The sequence below is a fragment of the Lacimonas salitolerans genome (genome assembly GCF_042677865.1).
Lineage (GTDB): Bacteria > Pseudomonadota > Alphaproteobacteria > Rhodobacterales > Rhodobacteraceae > Lutimaribacter > Lutimaribacter salitolerans.
Genome location: NZ_JBHUDD010000058.1, coordinates 53,221 through 68,535 on the forward strand (window position 1 = coordinate 53,221; position 15,315 = coordinate 68,535).

Genomic DNA, 15,315 nt, shown 5'->3' on the forward strand with positions numbered 1-15,315 from the left:
CGTCTCAACCCCCCGCCGCCACGGCATCACCCGAAAAGCTGCGCGCGATCAACAGCATCGCCCATGTCACGAGACCCAGGATTACCGACAGGGCCGAGGCCATGGCGATGTTCGCGGACAGGGTGAACTCGGTGTAGATCACCATCGGCAGCACGTCGATATCGGTCGCCAGCGTGAAGGCGGTTCCAAAGGCCCCCATCGCCGTGGCAAAGGCGATGGCCCCGGCCGCAATCAGCGCGGGGGACAGCGCCGGAAGAAGCACGTCGAGCAGAATCCGGTGCGGCGGCGCACCCAGCGTCCGGGCGGCCTCTTCCAGCGCGGGGTCGATCTTTTCCGCCGAGGCCATGACCGTCAGCAGGACGCGCGGGATCGAAAAGTAGAGATACCCCAGAAACAGGCCGAACACGGAATAGGCAAAGACCCAATGGCCCGGAAGCATCTGGTTGACGAGGCCCTGCCGCCCGCCCAGCAGGATGATCATGAAGCCCACGACCACGCCGGGAAAGGCCAGCGGCAGCGTCAGCACCGACAAGACCACGCTGCGCCCGACAAAGCGGTTGCGCACCAGAAACAGACCCGCCGTGGTCGAAATCGCAAGGGCAGCCGCCGTGACGGACAGCGACACGACGACCGTCTGGATCAAGGTCGACAGGTAGCGCGGCGTTTGAAGAATTGTCAGGTAGATCGCCCACCCGTCCTTGCCTTCGCCGGATGCAAGGATGAGACGCGCAAGAGGGATGGCCAGAAAGGCCAGGGTGAAAATCGCCAGTGGCAATAGGCACAGCAGGACGAATTGGCGTGTTGTCACGGCACCGATACCCTAGAAGTTTGGGGGATGGAGGCGGAGGGGCGAGACGGGCGGCGCGGATGGCGCGCCGCCCCGATGGCAAACCGGGTATCAGTCTACCTCGTTCAGATAACGATCCCCGAAGGCGGCCTGCACACGCTCCATTTCGGCGTAATCCACCGCAACCGCGCGCTCGTAGTCAGAGGCCGGCAGGAACTTCTCGGCCACCTCGGCGGGCAGGTCTACCGGGCGCGCGGGCTGAAGATAGGCGTTGGTCCAGATCGCCTGACCCTCATCCGACAGGATGAAATCGAGAACGCGCTTGCCTGCATCCTCGTTCGGCGCATTCGCCACAAGGCTCATGACATAGGGAACGCGGACCGAGCCTTCGCAGGGAAGGACAAATTCGAAATTCCCGTCCTCTTCGTATTTGCCGCGATAGGCGTTGAAGTCATAGTCGAACAGGATCGGGATTTCGCCCGAAACCACGCGCGCGTAGGACGTCTGCTTGGGCACGATCGGGTCGTTTTCTGCCAGTTCGTTGAAATACTCGATTGCGGGGTCGAAATTGCCCAGATCGCCACCGAATGCCATGTTGACCGCCACCGCACCGGCATAGCCGACAAAGGCCGAGGACGGATCGAGGTAGCCGACCATGCCGCGATACTCGGGCTTGGTCAGATCCGCAAAACACTGCGGCACGGGTGCCCCGGCAAGCGCGTCGACATTCACGAAAAAGCCCAGCGTGCCATAGTGGATCGCGAACCAGTTGCCGTCAGCATCCTTCAGACCATCGGGAATTTCGTCAAAACCTGCGGGCTTGTAGGGCGTCACGACGCCTTCGTTGCCGGCCTTGATGCCGGTGGTCACGCCGAAATAGGCCACATCGGCCACGGGCGCGGCGCGCTCGGCCAGAAGCTGGCTCAGGGTCTGGCCGGAGTTCTTGTTGTCATGGGGCATCTGGATGTCGAGCTTTTCGTCGATGGCTTTGAGCATCGAAGCCCAGTCGGCCCATTGCGGCGGGCAATTGTAGCAGATGGCATCTTCGGCGAACGCGGGCGCGGCGATCGCGGTTGCGAAAAGCGCCGAAAGAACAGTATGTTTCATGGGTTCATCCTTGTTTGAGATCGGTCTTGAGCGAGTGAACGGACGGCGGCCAGGTGGCACCCTGGTCGTCGTCGCAGCTTTCCGTGCGGGGGCGAGCAAGCGTGGCACCTGCACGGAAATCGAAGGGCAAAGGCGGTCGCTGCATGCAGGCCTTTCCTTGCATCATTTCCAAAAGTGTCTGCGCGGCCTGACGGCCTATGGCATTCGGTGCGGTCTCGATCGTGGCCAGCGGCGCGTCGAGCAGGCGGCCGATCTCGATCCCGTCGAACCCTATGACAGACAGGTCATGCGGCACGCTCTTGCCCATCAGGCGCGCCGCCTTCTGGACCGCGATGGCAAGAAAGTCATTCGATGCAAAGATGGCGGTCAGTTCCCCGAGAGAGGCAAGGATTTCCGCCAAAAGCTCGGGCGTATTGGCCTCGGCCTCGCCCAGTTCGATCAGGGCGGGGTCCGGAAGATCCCGCGCGCGGCATTCGGCATGAAACCCGGCATAGCGGTTGCGCGACCGGTCCGAGCTTGAGAACCGCAAGGACAAGAAAGCCGTGTGCCTGTGGCCAAGATCGGCAAACCGTCGTGCGACCTCTCGGGCCGCCTGAAAATTGTCCACATGGGCGGTCAGAAAGCCGTCGATGGGGTCATGAAACATCAGCGACACGGGCAGGCCGCGTCGGCGCGCCTGTTTCAAGGTCGCACTGCGTTCGGGGGCCACCATGGTCACGATCAGGCCATCGACCTCTTTCGCGGCAAGGGTCGCGATCGCTTCGTTGTCGGCATCGCCGTCATAGTTCGAACTTGCAATCAAAAGCTGATACCCGCTGCCCGACAGCGCATCCTGCACGCCCTGCACCGCTTCGGCGAAGACCGGGTTGGCGAGGGACGGCACAAGACACCCGATTGTCATGCTGCGACCACCCTGCAACGCGCGTCCGATGGCACTGAAGGAAAACCCCAGATCGCGCGCTGCCGTCTCGACCCGTTCCCGCACCTCGGCGCTCGCCGGACCGGAATTGTTCAGCACGCGGCTGGCCGTGGCGATCCCGCAACCGGCCTCGCGCGCGACGTCCTTGATTGTGACCTTCAGCCGAGATTCCATCGCTGCATTCCATGTGGAAACGTTTCCAAAAGGGATACTGATGATTCTCAACAGGAGTATGACAACCGGAAATTTTTGCAGGTGCGCCCATGCCGACAGGGCGCAGGTTTACCTTGCTCCGCGTCGATCCGGTTGGCAGATGGCTGCGATGGCACCCATGTCTTTTATGCAGGGGCAGCCTTGATCTCGATCCCCGGCGCGTGGAGCGCCCTGGGCGAGAGCGTAAAGATCTCGAACCCCTCGGCTGTCACCCCGATCGAATGCTCGAACTGTGCCGACAAAGACCTGTCGCGCGTCACGGCGGTCCAGTCATCGGAAAGCATCTTCACATCGGCGCGGCCCAGATTGATCATCGGCTCGACGGTAAAGATCATGCCTTCTCGCAGCTCCGGGCCGGTTCCGGGCCTTCCGAAATTCAGGATGTTCGGCGAGTCGTGAAACACCTGACCGATGCCGTGCCCACAAAATTCACGGACGACCGAGCAGCGTTCGGATTCTGCGTATGTCTGGATGGCATGGCCGATATCGCCCAGTCGCGCGCCCGGACGTACGGCCCCGATCCCGCGCATCATCGCCTCATGCGCGATCCGGATCAGCCGCTCGGCCGCGCGTTTGGGTTTTCCGACGGCATACATGCGGCTGGAATCGCCATACCACCCGTCAAGGATCAGCGTGACATCGACATTCACGATATCGCCGTCGCGCAGTTTCTTGTCGTTCGGGAATCCGTGGCAGACCACGTGATTGACCGATGTGCAGCAGGCGTATTCATAGCCCAGATAGCCCAGGGTTGCGGGCGTCGCGCCGTGCGTCGCGGCGAAATCGAGAACAAAGTGTTGATTTCGGCCAGGGGTGTGCCGTCGCAGATCAGGTCTGACACGCCGTCCAGACAGGTGGCGGTCAACGCCCCGGCGCGGCGCATCCCTGCAAAGGCATCGGGTCCGTAAAGCTTGATGCGCTCGGTTCTCCGCGCGGCATGTGCCGGCGGCGCGACAGGCACGTCGATATAGCTGTCCACCTGCTGCCCTTTCTGCGTAATCTGCGCCTTGGCGACCGAGGAAGTTTGACCCAGGGACTATCCCGAAATATACGAATCATATATATTTCGTATATAAAGCAACAGGAGGCATGTCGATGGGTATCGTGAAAATCGGGGATGATCTGCACGAGGAGCTGCGCAAGTCCAGCGGGGTCATGTGCCGGTCGATCAACGCTCAGGCAGAGTTCTGGATGAAGGTCGGCATGCTGGCCGAGGCGAACCCGACCCTGTCCTTCACCGAAATCATGGCGCGGCAACTCAAGGATGCCGATGTGCAGGTGCCGGGGATCGAAGCCGCCTGAAGTGTGGAGTGGATGAGACGGGTGCCGCAGGCTTCCCGTTACACCCGCAAGGACCGTCAGCGATCTGCCAAAAGCCTTTGGGCAGGCAGGCGAAAGACCGTCTGCGCCTTTGGCAGGGTCGGCACGGGATCCTCGCAGGCCGCCGCCTCTACGATGCCCATGGCTATTCGAGACGCCATCCCTCGTGTTCGATGCGGATGATGCGCGGGCTGCCATCCTGCACACGCAGGCGGACAACGGCCCTGTGCGGATGCCCGAAATTGCGGTAATCGACATTCACGGTGATCATGCCACGAAACATGGCGCGGTCGTCATCGGGGCGAATGGTAAGATCGGTGATCTGGAAATCCTGCGCATCGAACAGCGGATCGGCCTGCAATTGGGTGTCCGTGATCGCCGCCGCGAGGGACGGAGCGAGGAAATCCCGCACATGCGACGGGTGAAGCGGCCCCGTGATGTCAGGCCTTTGCGAGGCGCGCAGGTGATCGCGGTAAAGCCGCTGCACGATCTGCAAGGCTTCGGCCACAGTCGGCCCATGCTCGGCCTCGGAAGATGATGAAGGCTCCATGTCACCCTCCAGATATCTTTGCGAGACCCAGCCCTTGACGCGGAAGTCGGGGCTTTGCATCAGGCACCATCGCGGTGGCAGGTTTTCACGCTCGGCCTCGGTCAGGGTAAAGTAGATCCCGCCGGACAGCAGCGGTACGCAGGTGATCTGAAGCAGCCCCCGCGCATCATGGGCGAATGTGCCGATGACCTTGTATTCCGTCCCCGGGCCCATCCGCGCGTTCAGGGTATCGTCGGGCGCGACATCGACGACGCGCCATGCATCCGGCCCGTCAGCCTCGGCCACGGCCGATCCTACCAGCGCGACAGATGCGACCAACACGGCGAGCGCGTGCCTGGTGTCGAATGTGGTCGGCAACATGGTCAAACCTCCGCAGAATCCCGGCTTCATTTCCTCTGTTTGACAAATTACGCTCGGGTCGGCCCCATCCGGAAGAACAGGATGGGGCGGAAAACCCGTCGACCGTTGAAAGGAACCGCGCCATGGATCAAGCGACGCAAGCGCATGCATTTCCCCGTATCAAGTCCGTGGTAATGGTGTTGCTTTCGGTGGCGTGGCTGGTGTTGTCCGCGGTGACGGTGGCCGCCGAGCGTGATCTTTCGGCGCCGACAGGTGAGGTCCTGCTGAACGTCGAAGGCCAGATCGCGCGCCGCAACACGGACGAGGGCGCGGCGCTTGACCGCGCGATGCTGGCGTCGCTGCCACGCGCGACGCTTGAGACCGAGACGGTGGTGACCGACGGGGTGCGCCGATTCACCGGCTTCTACATGCGCGACCTGCTGGAGCTGCTGGGCGCCGAGGGCAAAAAAGTGGTGGCCAGCGCCCTCAATGATTACGAGATCGAGATCCCGTGGAAGGATTTTCAACGCTTCGACGTGATCGTGGCCACGCATATGGACGACACACGCCTGGAGCCATGGAACAAGGGGCCGTTATGGATCGTCTACCCGCGCGACGACCATGCCGAACTGCAAGACCTGCGCTATGACTATCGCTGGGTCTGGCAGTTGGACCACCTCGAGATCAGATGATGCGCCGACGCGGGATTGTCGCCTATCCCTTCAGCCTTGTGGGGGTCGTGGTTTTTGCCGGGCTGCTCGTCTTTGCCCTGTGGCGTCTGCTGGACCAGGAGGCCGATCTGCGCGGCGCGGCGGGCGACAACATGCTCTGGACGATCTCACAGGCGCAAGTTGCGGCCTACCGTCTGGATGCGTCATTGGGGCGGGCCCGGCAGGGTGAACTGGGCGACGACAGCTTGCGCCTGCGCTACAACGTGTTGCTGAGCCGCATGGCGCTGCTCGAGGACGGACCGCAAGAGAGATACCTCGAGATGCTCGGCCAACGCGCGGCCATCGAGAGCCTCGCCAATGGGATCCGCGCGCAGCAGGCGGCTTTCCTGGGCGCGGGTGCAACAAACCCGGCGGACTTGCATGCGCTTCTCGACGACTATGCGACCGCGACCGGGCGCGCCGCCAACGAGGCCATGGTGGCACAACTGGACCAGATCGGCGGGCTGCTGGATCGTCAGCATGGCGCCATATTGCAGGTGATCGGCGCGACCCTCGCCATCGTCGGGATCGGCGCGCTGATCTCGTGGCGGATGCTGGCCTCGTTGCAGGCGGAATACCGGGCGCAACGATCGCTCCTGCGCGAACGCGAGATGCGCGAGGCCTACCGGGGGTTTGTGGCGCTGGTGGCCCATCAGTTCCAGACACCGCTTGCGGCAATCGATTCCTCGATGCAGCGCATCCTGCGCAAGGGTGATGCGATGGCACGCGACGAGATCTGGCAGCGTGCCCGAAGGGTGCGGCATACCGTGGCGCAGCTGACGGAGCTGATGCGCGCCACGCGTGAATCCGTAAGGCTGGATGCGGGCCAGATCGACGTGCGGCCGACGCGATGCGAGATTGCGGCCGAACTCGACCTGGCGCGCCAGAGCCAGATTGATGCCCACCCCGGGCGCGAAGTTCGACTGGACGTGGACGAAAGCGTTCCTGCCACCCTGGTGACCGACCGGGGCCTGCTGCACCAGATCGTCGGCAATCTGTTGTCGAATGCCATTGCCTATTCGCCGCGCAACGAACCCGTGGACATGCATGTCACCGCCAGCGCGGGCCATGTCCGGATCTTGGTGATGGATCGCGGGACCGGGATTTCACAGGCGGACATGCCGATGGTGTTCGAACCCTTCTTCCGGGCGAGCAGGACCGCACAGACCCAGGGCTCCGGGATGGGGCTGCATCTGTCGCGGCAACTGGCGCGCCTCATGGGGGGCGAGATACGGGCGCAGAGCACCGCCGGTGTCGGCTCGACCTTCGTGATCGAACTGCCGATGTGACAGGGCGTGGCAATGTCGGTCTGGTGGACACCGCGGATCTTTTCCGAGGGTTGCCCCTGTCCGTTCGCTGCCTTCGACCGTCGGCGCGTCAACCGATGGCGGCAAAGGCCCTCATGATGCGGCCGACAAGTTCGGCCTGTCGATTGGTGCCGGTTTTCTCGAAGATATTGCGCAGGTGGAAGGCAACGGTGGTCTGGCTTATGCCAAGATCCTGCGCCACTTCGGCCCTTTGACGGCCGCTGACCAGCGCCTGCGTCACCTGTGCCTCGGCCCGGGTCAGGCCGAACAGGCAGGACAGCGCGTCGGGCGGGCAGGCAAAGGGATGCGCCGGGTCGGACAGGAAAATGGCAACGCCCGCTTGCCCCATGCCCGCGTCGACGGGCATGCAGATCAGGGACAGATCGCCCCCGTCCCGGTCGCCGGACCTGCAGGGCACGGTCATGCCGCGCAGCAGATCCTCGCCGCGCGCGGCGGCGTGGGCGACAGTGGCAATCATCTCACGCAACTGCGTTGTGAGGTTGGCGGTTGCCATGCGCAGGCGATCATCAAGGAAAAAGGCGCCTGTCCGGGCCGCCAGGGCACGGGCCCGGTCGTTGGCAAAGCCGATTTGCCCTTCGGGATCGACAAGCAGGACGCCGACGCTCAGCCGGTCAAGCAGCGCCAGCTTGATCCGCTCGCCTTGCATCCCGTCGGGGCCGAAACCCGCATCCGCCTGCGCGTCGCGGTCGGACAGGCGGCGCGCGTGGGCAAGGCGCGCATCAACACTGGCAAGCATGAGTTCGAAATCTACCGGCTTGACGAGATAATCCTCTGCGCCCGATCGCTTGCCTTCGAGAAGATCCTCGCGGGTGTCCCGGGCAGTCAGGAAGATGATGGGGATATCCCTCATGCCGCTGTCGGGCGCACGCATCGCGGCCAGCAGGTCGTGCCCGTCCATGCCCGGCATGGTGATGTCGCACAGAACCATATCCGGGGGGACGACCGCAGCATGGCCCAGGCCTCGTGCCCGTCTGCGGCCTGCATGGTGTCGTGGCCTGCCGCGCACAGCTCTTCCACGATATCGGCGCGCAGGTTCGGCTCATCCTCGACACACAGGATCAGGCTTTTCCTTGCGGTCTGCCTTGCTGGACATGTCATTCTTCAACGCCCTGCATTCCGGGCGGCCCGTCGCTTGCACGGTGCAGGCTTGCCACACCGGATGCGGACGGCCGCCCCCTTCATTCGAACGGGGACAGCACAGCGCGCGCCGGGTTAGCTGTCAACCAGTTCAGATATTTCAGGGAAAGTTGAGCGGATGTGGGATTTCTCGGTACGACAAGCCTTGGCCATGATGGCGCGGACCGCGCCGTTCATCCTGTTTCGGATGGCGGTCTATTTCGGTGTGGCCCTCGCCTACATGCTGATGACCGGCGTCGGCGCGGGTGTCGGCTGGGGCGTGGGCGGCTTTGGAGACGAAGGATTCAGGGCGGGTGCGACGCTCTGGGGCGGTTTCGCGGGCTTCGGCATCACCGCGGCGGTCATGTACTTTCTGCGCGAGTACCTGCTTTATGTGGTCAAGGCGGGCCACATCGCCGTGCTGGTCGACCTGATGGATGGCAAGACGCTGTCGCAGGGCCGGTCGCAGATCGCCCATGCCCGTGCAGAGGTGACGGCGCGGTTTGGCCAGACCAGCACGCTCTTTGCCGTCGACCAGTTGATCAAGGGCGTGCTGAAGGCGATCACGGGCCTGTTGCGCGGCATGATGAGCATCATTCCCGTTCCCGGCGCGCGTCAGATCGTGACCGTGGTGCAGGGCTTTCTGCGGATCGCGGTGGGCTTCATCGACGAGGTGATCCTGGCCTATGCCATGCGCACCCGGTCCACCAACGCCTGGCAATCGGCCCGCGAGGGGCTGGTGCTTTATGGGCAGAATTACAAGGTGATGCTCAAGAACGCGGCCTGGCTTGCGCTGATCGTCTATGGGCTGTCCTTCGTGGTGTTCCTGATCATGCTGGCACCTGCCGGGCTGGCCGTCTACCTGATCCCCGGCGCGTGGTCGGCGGGCGGCATGGTCTTTGCCCTGCTCTTTGCCTGGAGCGTCAAGGTTGCCCTGCTGGAGCCCTTTGCCATCGCCTGCATGATGCAGGTCTATTTCCGCACCATCGAGGGCCAGACACCGGATCCGGCCTGGGAAAACCGGCTCGACAGTCTTTCGGCGAAGTTCCGCAAGCTCAAGGAAAAGGCGGTATCTGCGATCGACCCCGAGCCTGCGGGCAGCGCCGCATTCTGATCCGCAGGCCTGTCGGATATCCGGCAGGCCCCGACCGCGGCAAGCGTGAGACATGCCTGACAAGACGAGGATATGACAATGGCAAAACCCGTATTCACGGCGCTGACAGCCGCGTGCCTGTCGGCCCTGTTCGTGACCACATCCCATGCCGAGTCCGCCAGCGTGATCGTGTTCGATGCCTCGGGCTCGATGTGGACGCAGCTTGAAGACGGTCAATCCCGCATCAAGTTTCCCGCGATGTGATCGGGGGTTTCGCGGCCGAGCGCGATGCGGATAAGCCCATCGGTGTGGTCACCTACGGACACGCGCGGCGCGGGGATTGCGGCGACATCGAAACGGTTCTGCCCGTCGGTCAACATGCCGCCGGCGATCTTGAGGCGACGATCCGCGCACTGAACCCGAGCGGCAAGACACCTCTGACCGACGCGATGGCACAGGCGCGTGACCTGCTGCCGCGCACCGCCGAATCGGCGGATATCATCCTGATCACCGACGGTCTGGAAAACTGCGGCGGCGATCCGTGTGCTTTGGCGGCAGAGTTCGCGGCCGAGGGGATCGACCTGCGTGCGCATGTGGTCGGTTTCGCGATGGAGGCCGAGGCGGTCGAGACGCTGTCCTGCGTGCCCGAACAGACGGGCGGGCAGCTTTTCACCACGCAATCGGGCGCCGAGCTGGCTGCCGCGCTGACCGAAGTGGCCCAGCCCGCGCCAGTCGCCCAGGACGTGACCCTGAAAGCGGTGGACGCGCGCAATGGCGAGATACTCCCGTCGGCGACCTGGGAGGTGGGCGCGGAGAGCGGCGAGACCGTGTTCACCGGACGCGACCGTGGCCGCGTCGCGCTGGACCTGAGGCCGGGCGACTATGTCGCCGATGTCGGCGCACCCGGCTTTGTGGGCGAGGCGCGATTCACCGTGCCCGATGGTCATGCCTCCTCCATAGAGATCACGATGGAAAAGACAAAGGCGACCCTCTACCTGCGGGCCGAGGACGCGACGACGGGCGAGACGCTGCAAGGTGTGGAATGGCTTGCGCTGAATGTCGAAACCGAGACCGCGGTCGAGACCGTGAACGAAGACGGCGGGTATGTCCGTCTGCTCCTGCCTCCGGGTGCGTATCGCATCGAAGGGTCAGTCGGGGACATGACCGGCGCGACCTCTCTCAGTGCAACGCTTGATGAAGACCCGCGCATCGACGTTGCGCTTGCCGCACCCGCGGTCGACGTGGACCTGACCGCGCCCTCCGAGGTCACGGCAGGCGCGCCTTTCGAGATTACGGTCGATGGCGCGGATAGCGACACGGATTACCTGCTTATCGCGCGTGCGGGCAGCCCGGAAGAGGCCAGCCGCTACCAGCGCATGGACAACCGCGTGGGCGGTGATGGCACGCGCGAATACACCGCCCCGTCCGAGCCCGGAAACTATGACCTGCGTTACTATCTTTCACGCGACCACACCATCGCGGCGCGCCGCGCGCTGACCGTCGTGCCCGCCGCGACCCGCATGGAAGCTCCCGGCGAAGTGGGGCCCGAGGCCGAATTCGAGGTGTCCATCGACGGGGGTATTTCCGGTTATGTCGTGATCGTCGAGGACGACCGCCCGCAGGACGATATCGTGTCTCGGTATGATCGCATGAAGAATTCTGTCGATGGTGACGAGCGTGCGATCACCCGCACCGCCCCCGAGACTCCCGGAAGCTACCTGCTGCGCTATCACGCCGGGGACGATCAGCGCCTGCTGGTCGAAAAGCCCCTCGTGGTCGCCGAGTGACGCTGGCCCGGTGCGGTCGGGTTCAAATCAACCACCGTCCATGCAAAACAATGGAGGACACATGCCCTTTCGGACTTCTCTCGCCATCGCCCTTGTGACCGTATTGGCGGTGGGCGCATCACCCGAGGCGCTGACCGCTCAGGAAAAGAAGGCCATTCCCGGCGATGCCTTCACACCAGATACCGGATTGCGAGAGATCCCCGGTGACACCTTCACGCCCAAGCGCCTGCGCGATTTCGCTGGTCAGGGGATCGACACCGCCCGCGATCTGGTCTCGGCCGATCCTGAACTGGTTGGCCGTATCCTCGAAATCGACCCTGACCGGGCACGCCAGATGCAGCGGAAATTACGCCAGTCGATGCGGTAGCTGGTGCCATGGCTTGCAGCCGGCTGTGCTCCGGGATGCCAGTGCATCGGTATCTTGAAACGCATTTGTGCAAGCCGTTGATGTAGTCGAAGACAGCTGTCTCGGCCTGCCATACGTTTGCGCATGTTCCGTGCCAGATCATCACGACCTTGACGGGGATTTAGGAAGGTCTCGACTGCGGGGGGTGTCATGGCGACCGACACCCGCACACCTCGACCGGCTGCTGCATCGTCGAGACTGGAAATGACAGCTTTCGGTTCAAAGCCGGTGCAGCCGTAGCGGCGCAGGAAAGAAGGCAGTCGTGCCTTGACCCAAGCCCCGAAAAACCTCCTCAAGGTGGGTGGAGTATTACCGAAAGCCCCTCGTTTCTGATTGGAAAGCAACAGACGCTGGCGCTGTTTTCTGCCGTTTGCCCGGTCAGGCGGACGTCAGGCAAGGGCGCGGATGGCCAGGCGGGCATAGAGCGTTTCGGCCTCTCTGCGCAGCCCCGGGTCGAAGGGCGTGGCATCCGCCCTGTCAGCTGTGCTGTGGAACCGGCCCTCGAAGCGGGTTTGCCCCGGGTTCAGGTCCAGCGCAGCGCAAAGCCGGGCCATCGTGGCCCCCGGCGCTGCGCGCAGGTCGTCCTGCAGCACGATCTGGCAGGTCTCGGCATGGTCGGCGACGTAGCGAAAGGCGGCGATCCAGTAGGCCAGCCAGTAATCCGGCGATCCGGGGTCTTTTGCCCGAGACCGCATCCCGGGAAAAAGCAACGGCTTGTGGATATGCCCGAACTCGAAATGTCCGATGTCCTGCATGTAGCGGCGCACGAAGGGATCGCGCGTCTGCTGGTCGAGGAAATTGCGGTGCTGGCGCAGGAGCGAGGCCGCATGGGCCACGGGCTGACGCAGCAAGATGACAAGGCGCGCGTCCGGGAAAGCCTCTGCCAGAAAGGGCAATCGGGAGATACTGGCATTGTTCTTTGAGCAATAGCGGGTGGCCGGGGCACCCTGCAGGCGCCGGGCGCAGACGATCCGGGCCATGTGGTGGCGCAGGGCGGCCTCGGCACGAGGGTCTCGGTCCGCCGTGTCGAAGAGGGTGATGCCGCTGTCACCGAACTTGTCGGGCCAGTGCATCTGCCACAGCACCTCTTCGAAGGCTTCGGGGGTCTCCAGATCGATCTCAAGACCGTCGCCATGCGCGCGCTGGCGCCGCGTGACGCGACGCCTTTGCCCGCCAGAGAGCCTGTTCCAGAGCACGGGCGCCGTCAGGAAGGGCATGTCGCGGTAGAGATGGGTGGCGACGCCGGGGACATCGTGCAGCGCGGCCAGCAACGCGGTTGTCCCGCCGCGTGCAAGCGAGGTCACGAGGATCGGGGCCTCGGCGTCACCCGGCTCGGGCGCGCGGACCGCGCGATCCTCGATCCAGCCCGCCGCGCGCAGAACCACCGGGCTGGAAAAGGCCAGATTGTGAACCATGCGGTCGGCCGCGGAATAGCGCGCTGCTGCGCCGGTTGCCTTGGCATCGCGGGCGCGATTGCCCCGAACGCGACGCAGCCCCGCGCCGAGGCCCATCGCAACGAGCGAGACCAAAAGGATGTAGTCCCAGCGCAGCATCAGGGCCAGCACGGTGTCGAGGCGCGCCAGCCCAAGCCAATCGGCCAGCAGGATCGGCGCGGCGGCCGCCCCAAGCGCAAGGGCGATGCGCCAGGCCAGACCTGCCGCGCCCCCGATCAGCCGCAACCCGGCGCGACGGACGGCACGCTCCTTGGCGTCGTCATCAAGCTCGCGGTCGGTCATGGCTGCGACCCCGGCCTGCGTCTCGTGCAGAAGGGCCAGCGCCGTGGCGCCGATCCCGGTCAGCCAGAGCATCGCCCCGAAGCCCAGAACGGCCAGCAGCGAAATCGTCAGCGCGAGGCTCATTCCCCTTTGTCGGTCTGGTCGGAGGCGCCCTTGCGGGTCCGGCTCTTGTACATCCGCTTGAGGGGAAACCAGACCAGACCCGCGATCAACAAGAAAACTCCAAGGATCAGGGCCACGGTGACCGCGATAGCCCCCAGGCCGGCCCCGGGGCCGATGTAGGCGGCGGCGGGCGATGCCGTCGCCGCAAACGTGGCAAGGCTCGCGGTTGCAAGCTGAAGAGGGGCCTTTGGGGTCATTGCGTGCACTCCTGCTGTTTCCCGGCAAAGAAGGCGACGTCCATGTCTGGCGGCAGGCGCCGGGCCGCGAAGGTCCGGCCGTTGCGCCCTTCGCCGATACGATTGTCATAGGCGAAGGCCAGGGTGCCGTCCGGTGTGAATTCCAGGATCCGGCCGCGCTCGCTCTCGTTGATCAGGATGTTGCCGTTGGGCAGCCGCTGATGCGTGCCCATGATGTTGGTGAAGAAGGCGGACGCGGGCCTGTCGCCCAGGACCGTGCGGCGCGCGCCGGTGGCTGCATTGATCTCGATGATGCGGCTGGCGGGTGTTGCGCCCGCGCCGTCGAGGGTGAAGGTCCGGTTGTCGAAAACCGAGATGACGTCTCCGGCCATGAAATCCGGGTCATGATGGCGCACCACGGCACCGGTGCTGATGAACTTGAGCGCAAGGGTCTCGGGATCGACGACCAGAACGGTGTTGATGTTGCGCAGCGAGAGCATCAGATCGCCGGTGGCGAAGACCGTGGAATCCAGCCCGGCGGGAAAGACCTCGACATCGTTGAGGTGCAGCGTGTCCCCCGAGACGGGGAAGGGCGCGGCATTGCGCAACGACGAAAGGTAGAGAAGCCCTTGGAGATCGTTCTGGATCAGGATGTCGATCACGGGGATGTCCCGCAGCACCTCGCCCTCGGGCGAGAGCTGCTGTGCCGTCCACGACCGCAGGGGTGTGTCGTGCAGGGGATAGCCCGTCGGCGGCTCGGTGATGTAGCGTTCGGCTGAAACCCAGATGGTGTCATCCGCGGCTGAATAATGGGCTGAATGGTGGCCGAGGTTGTCGAGCTTCCAGATCACCTCGCCGCAGGGATCCATGCGAAAGGTGCTCAGGTGCTCGAAGTTGGCAACAAGGTCGCCCCCGGGCAGCAGGGTCACGCCATGCAGATACATACCTTTCGTCGGCCGTCGTTCGTCGGGAAAGCTGCCTTCGTGGTCAGCCCAGACCTCTGCCCAGGCGACGTCCCATTGCTGATGCACCTCGCCCGCGGCATCAATGACCATGACCCGCGTGTCACGCCCCCGCGAGATGCCCGCCACCATGGTCAGGCCCGGAGCCATCGCCTCGGGCAGCAGCGCCCGGGCCGCAGGCTCCTCCGGGGTCGGCGCCGCAGTCTCGAGAATGCGGTCGGAGGGGTTCAGCACCTCGGACACCATCTGGTAAAGATCCGTCATCGCTGGCACCGGTGGCAACCGGTTGATGCCCGCGACAACGCCGTAGCCAAACAGCGCCATGGCGGCGACCAGCGTGACGCTGACCTGAAAGAGACGTTTCGCGCGTGCTTCGGGATCCCTGCTCATGGCACCTGCTCTGCCGGTCATTCGACAGGAGTCTGGCCGATGTGGGCCGTTTTTCAAGGGTTTTCAGGCAAGAGGAAGGGAGCTTGACCGCAGACCGGCGCTCTGGCGCGACGCTGAAGCGCCCACCCCCGGCTTGGCCCGAGCGGGTTCTCGCAACCGCATCTTGCCACTGCCCACACAACTGTCGCCCGCCGCAACGGGGCCGTGTCGCGGG

15 protein-coding genes and 1 pseudogene are annotated in these 15,315 nt (G+C 64.2%); 7 read left to right on the forward strand and 9 right to left on the reverse strand.

Translation table 11 applies throughout. The annotated features are described in order from the left end of the window. Positions 1-4: 4 nt before the first annotated feature. From ACFTOW_RS11535 to map, 4 genes and pseudogenes are all read right to left on the reverse strand, one after another. Positions 5-808, reverse strand: a complete 804-nt coding sequence (locus ACFTOW_RS11535) for an ABC transporter permease (RefSeq protein WP_379915790.1) — start codon at positions 806-808, stop codon at positions 5-7. A 90-nt stretch (positions 809-898) separates the two neighbouring features. Beyond that, the gene (locus tag ACFTOW_RS11540) at positions 899-1,894 is read right to left on the reverse strand and encodes an ABC transporter substrate-binding protein (protein ID WP_379915793.1); all 996 of its coding nucleotides are present in this window, start codon (positions 1,892-1,894) and stop codon (positions 899-901) included. A gap of 4 nt (positions 1,895-1,898) precedes the next feature. Then, the gene (locus ACFTOW_RS11545) at positions 1,899-2,987 is read right to left on the reverse strand and encodes a LacI family DNA-binding transcriptional regulator (protein WP_379915795.1); all 1,089 of its coding nucleotides are present in this window, start codon (positions 2,985-2,987) and stop codon (positions 1,899-1,901) included. Positions 2,988-3,151: 164 nt separating this feature from the next. Further along, positions 3,152-4,005 (reverse strand): annotated as a pseudogene (map, locus tag ACFTOW_RS11550) (type I methionyl aminopeptidase). 116 nt (positions 4,006-4,121) lie between these two features. On the opposite strand from map, the gene ACFTOW_RS11555 reads away from it, so the two are divergent. Then, positions 4,122-4,328 (forward strand): ParD-like family protein, encoded by a 207-nt coding sequence (locus ACFTOW_RS11555; protein ID WP_379915797.1) that lies wholly within the window; start codon positions 4,122-4,124, stop codon positions 4,326-4,328. A gap of 163 nt (positions 4,329-4,491) precedes the next feature. Here the strand turns inward: ACFTOW_RS11555 and ACFTOW_RS11560 are convergent, their stop codons facing one another. Next, the gene (locus ACFTOW_RS11560; protein ID WP_379915799.1) at positions 4,492-5,217 is read right to left on the reverse strand and encodes a hypothetical protein; all 726 of its coding nucleotides are present in this window, start codon (positions 5,215-5,217) and stop codon (positions 4,492-4,494) included. A gap of 161 nt (positions 5,218-5,378) precedes the next feature. On the opposite strand from ACFTOW_RS11560, the gene ACFTOW_RS11565 reads away from it, so the two are divergent. Both ACFTOW_RS11565 and ACFTOW_RS11570 read left to right on the forward strand, forming a co-directional pair. Next, positions 5,379-5,927 (forward strand): putative pterin-binding protein, encoded by a 549-nt coding sequence (locus ACFTOW_RS11565; RefSeq protein WP_379915801.1) that lies wholly within the window; start codon positions 5,379-5,381, stop codon positions 5,925-5,927. Further along, entirely contained in the window at positions 5,924-7,234 is a 1,311-nt protein-coding gene (locus ACFTOW_RS11570) for a sensor histidine kinase (protein WP_379915803.1), read from the forward strand. Before ACFTOW_RS11565 ends, ACFTOW_RS11570 begins: the two co-directional genes overlap by 4 nt. 88 nt (positions 7,235-7,322) lie before the next feature. Here the strand turns inward: ACFTOW_RS11570 and ACFTOW_RS11575 are convergent, their stop codons facing one another. After that, a complete protein-coding gene (locus ACFTOW_RS11575; protein WP_379915805.1) occupies positions 7,323-8,201 on the reverse strand; it encodes a response regulator in 879 nt (292 codons plus the stop codon). Positions 8,202-8,564: 363 nt separating this feature from the next. On the opposite strand from ACFTOW_RS11575, the gene ACFTOW_RS11580 reads away from it, so the two are divergent. The 4 genes from ACFTOW_RS11580 (at position 8,565) to ACFTOW_RS11595 (ending at position 11,636) form a co-directional block, all read left to right on the forward strand. Continuing rightward, positions 8,565-9,503, forward strand: a complete 939-nt coding sequence (locus ACFTOW_RS11580) for a hypothetical protein (RefSeq protein ID WP_379915807.1) — start codon at positions 8,565-8,567, stop codon at positions 9,501-9,503. 78 nt (positions 9,504-9,581) lie between these two features. Continuing rightward, on the forward strand, positions 9,582-9,746 hold the full coding sequence (locus tag ACFTOW_RS11585) for a hypothetical protein (RefSeq protein ID WP_379915810.1): 165 nt from the start codon (positions 9,582-9,584) through the stop codon (positions 9,744-9,746). Next, complete coding sequence (locus ACFTOW_RS11590; RefSeq protein ID WP_379915812.1) at positions 9,743-11,269, forward strand: hypothetical protein; 1,527 nt, start codon at positions 9,743-9,745, stop codon at positions 11,267-11,269. Before ACFTOW_RS11585 ends, ACFTOW_RS11590 begins: the two co-directional genes overlap by 4 nt. A 61-nt stretch (positions 11,270-11,330) precedes the next feature. After that, entirely contained in the window at positions 11,331-11,636 is a 306-nt protein-coding gene (locus tag ACFTOW_RS11595) for a helix-hairpin-helix domain-containing protein (protein ID WP_379915814.1), read from the forward strand. A 428-nt stretch (positions 11,637-12,064) separates the two neighbouring features. On the opposite strand, the gene ACFTOW_RS11600 is transcribed toward ACFTOW_RS11595, so the two are convergent. Genes ACFTOW_RS11600 through ACFTOW_RS11610 form a run of 3 tightly spaced genes read right to left on the reverse strand, consistent with a single transcriptional unit; the run spans position 12,065 to position 15,122 of the window. Then, on the reverse strand, positions 12,065-13,534 hold the full coding sequence (locus tag ACFTOW_RS11600; protein WP_379915816.1) for a sulfotransferase: 1,470 nt from the start codon (positions 13,532-13,534) through the stop codon (positions 12,065-12,067). Further along, positions 13,531-13,770, reverse strand: a complete 240-nt coding sequence (locus ACFTOW_RS11605) for a hypothetical protein (RefSeq protein ID WP_379915818.1) — start codon at positions 13,768-13,770, stop codon at positions 13,531-13,533. Before ACFTOW_RS11605 ends, ACFTOW_RS11600 begins: the two co-directional genes overlap by 4 nt. Beyond that, on the reverse strand, positions 13,767-15,122 hold the full coding sequence (locus ACFTOW_RS11610; protein WP_379915820.1) for an arylsulfotransferase family protein: 1,356 nt from the start codon (positions 15,120-15,122) through the stop codon (positions 13,767-13,769). Before ACFTOW_RS11610 ends, ACFTOW_RS11605 begins: the two co-directional genes overlap by 4 nt. Between the last annotated feature and the right edge of the window lie 193 nt (positions 15,123-15,315).

Bases quoted from the DNA above. Each gene is read 5' to 3' on its own strand.
- ACFTOW_RS11610 (WP_379915820.1), bottom strand. From the start codon at position 15,122: ATGACCGGCAGAGCAGGTGCCATGAGCAGGGATCCCGAAGCACGCGCG.
- ACFTOW_RS11605 (WP_379915818.1), bottom strand. From the start codon at position 13,770: ATGACCCCAAAGGCCCCTCTTCAGCTTGCAACCGCGAGCCTTGCCACG.
- ACFTOW_RS11575 (WP_379915805.1), bottom strand. From the start codon at position 8,201: ATGGTTCTGTGCGACATCACCATGCCGGGCATGGACGGGCACGACCTG.
- ACFTOW_RS11555 (WP_379915797.1), top strand. From the start codon at position 4,122: ATGGGTATCGTGAAAATCGGGGATGATCTGCACGAGGAGCTGCGCAAG.
- ACFTOW_RS11600 (WP_379915816.1), bottom strand. From the start codon at position 13,534: ATGAGCCTCGCGCTGACGATTTCGCTGCTGGCCGTTCTGGGCTTCGGG.
- ACFTOW_RS11580 (WP_379915807.1), top strand. From the start codon at position 8,565: ATGGCGCGGACCGCGCCGTTCATCCTGTTTCGGATGGCGGTCTATTTC.
- ACFTOW_RS11565 (WP_379915801.1), top strand. From the start codon at position 5,379: ATGGATCAAGCGACGCAAGCGCATGCATTTCCCCGTATCAAGTCCGTG.
- ACFTOW_RS11570 (WP_379915803.1), top strand. From the start codon at position 5,924: ATGATGCGCCGACGCGGGATTGTCGCCTATCCCTTCAGCCTTGTGGGG.
- ACFTOW_RS11545 (WP_379915795.1), bottom strand. From the start codon at position 2,987: ATGGAATCTCGGCTGAAGGTCACAATCAAGGACGTCGCGCGCGAGGCC.
- ACFTOW_RS11595 (WP_379915814.1), top strand. From the start codon at position 11,331: ATGCCCTTTCGGACTTCTCTCGCCATCGCCCTTGTGACCGTATTGGCG.
- ACFTOW_RS11540 (WP_379915793.1), bottom strand. From the start codon at position 1,894: ATGAAACATACTGTTCTTTCGGCGCTTTTCGCAACCGCGATCGCCGCG.
- ACFTOW_RS11585 (WP_379915810.1), top strand. From the start codon at position 9,582: ATGGCAAAACCCGTATTCACGGCGCTGACAGCCGCGTGCCTGTCGGCC.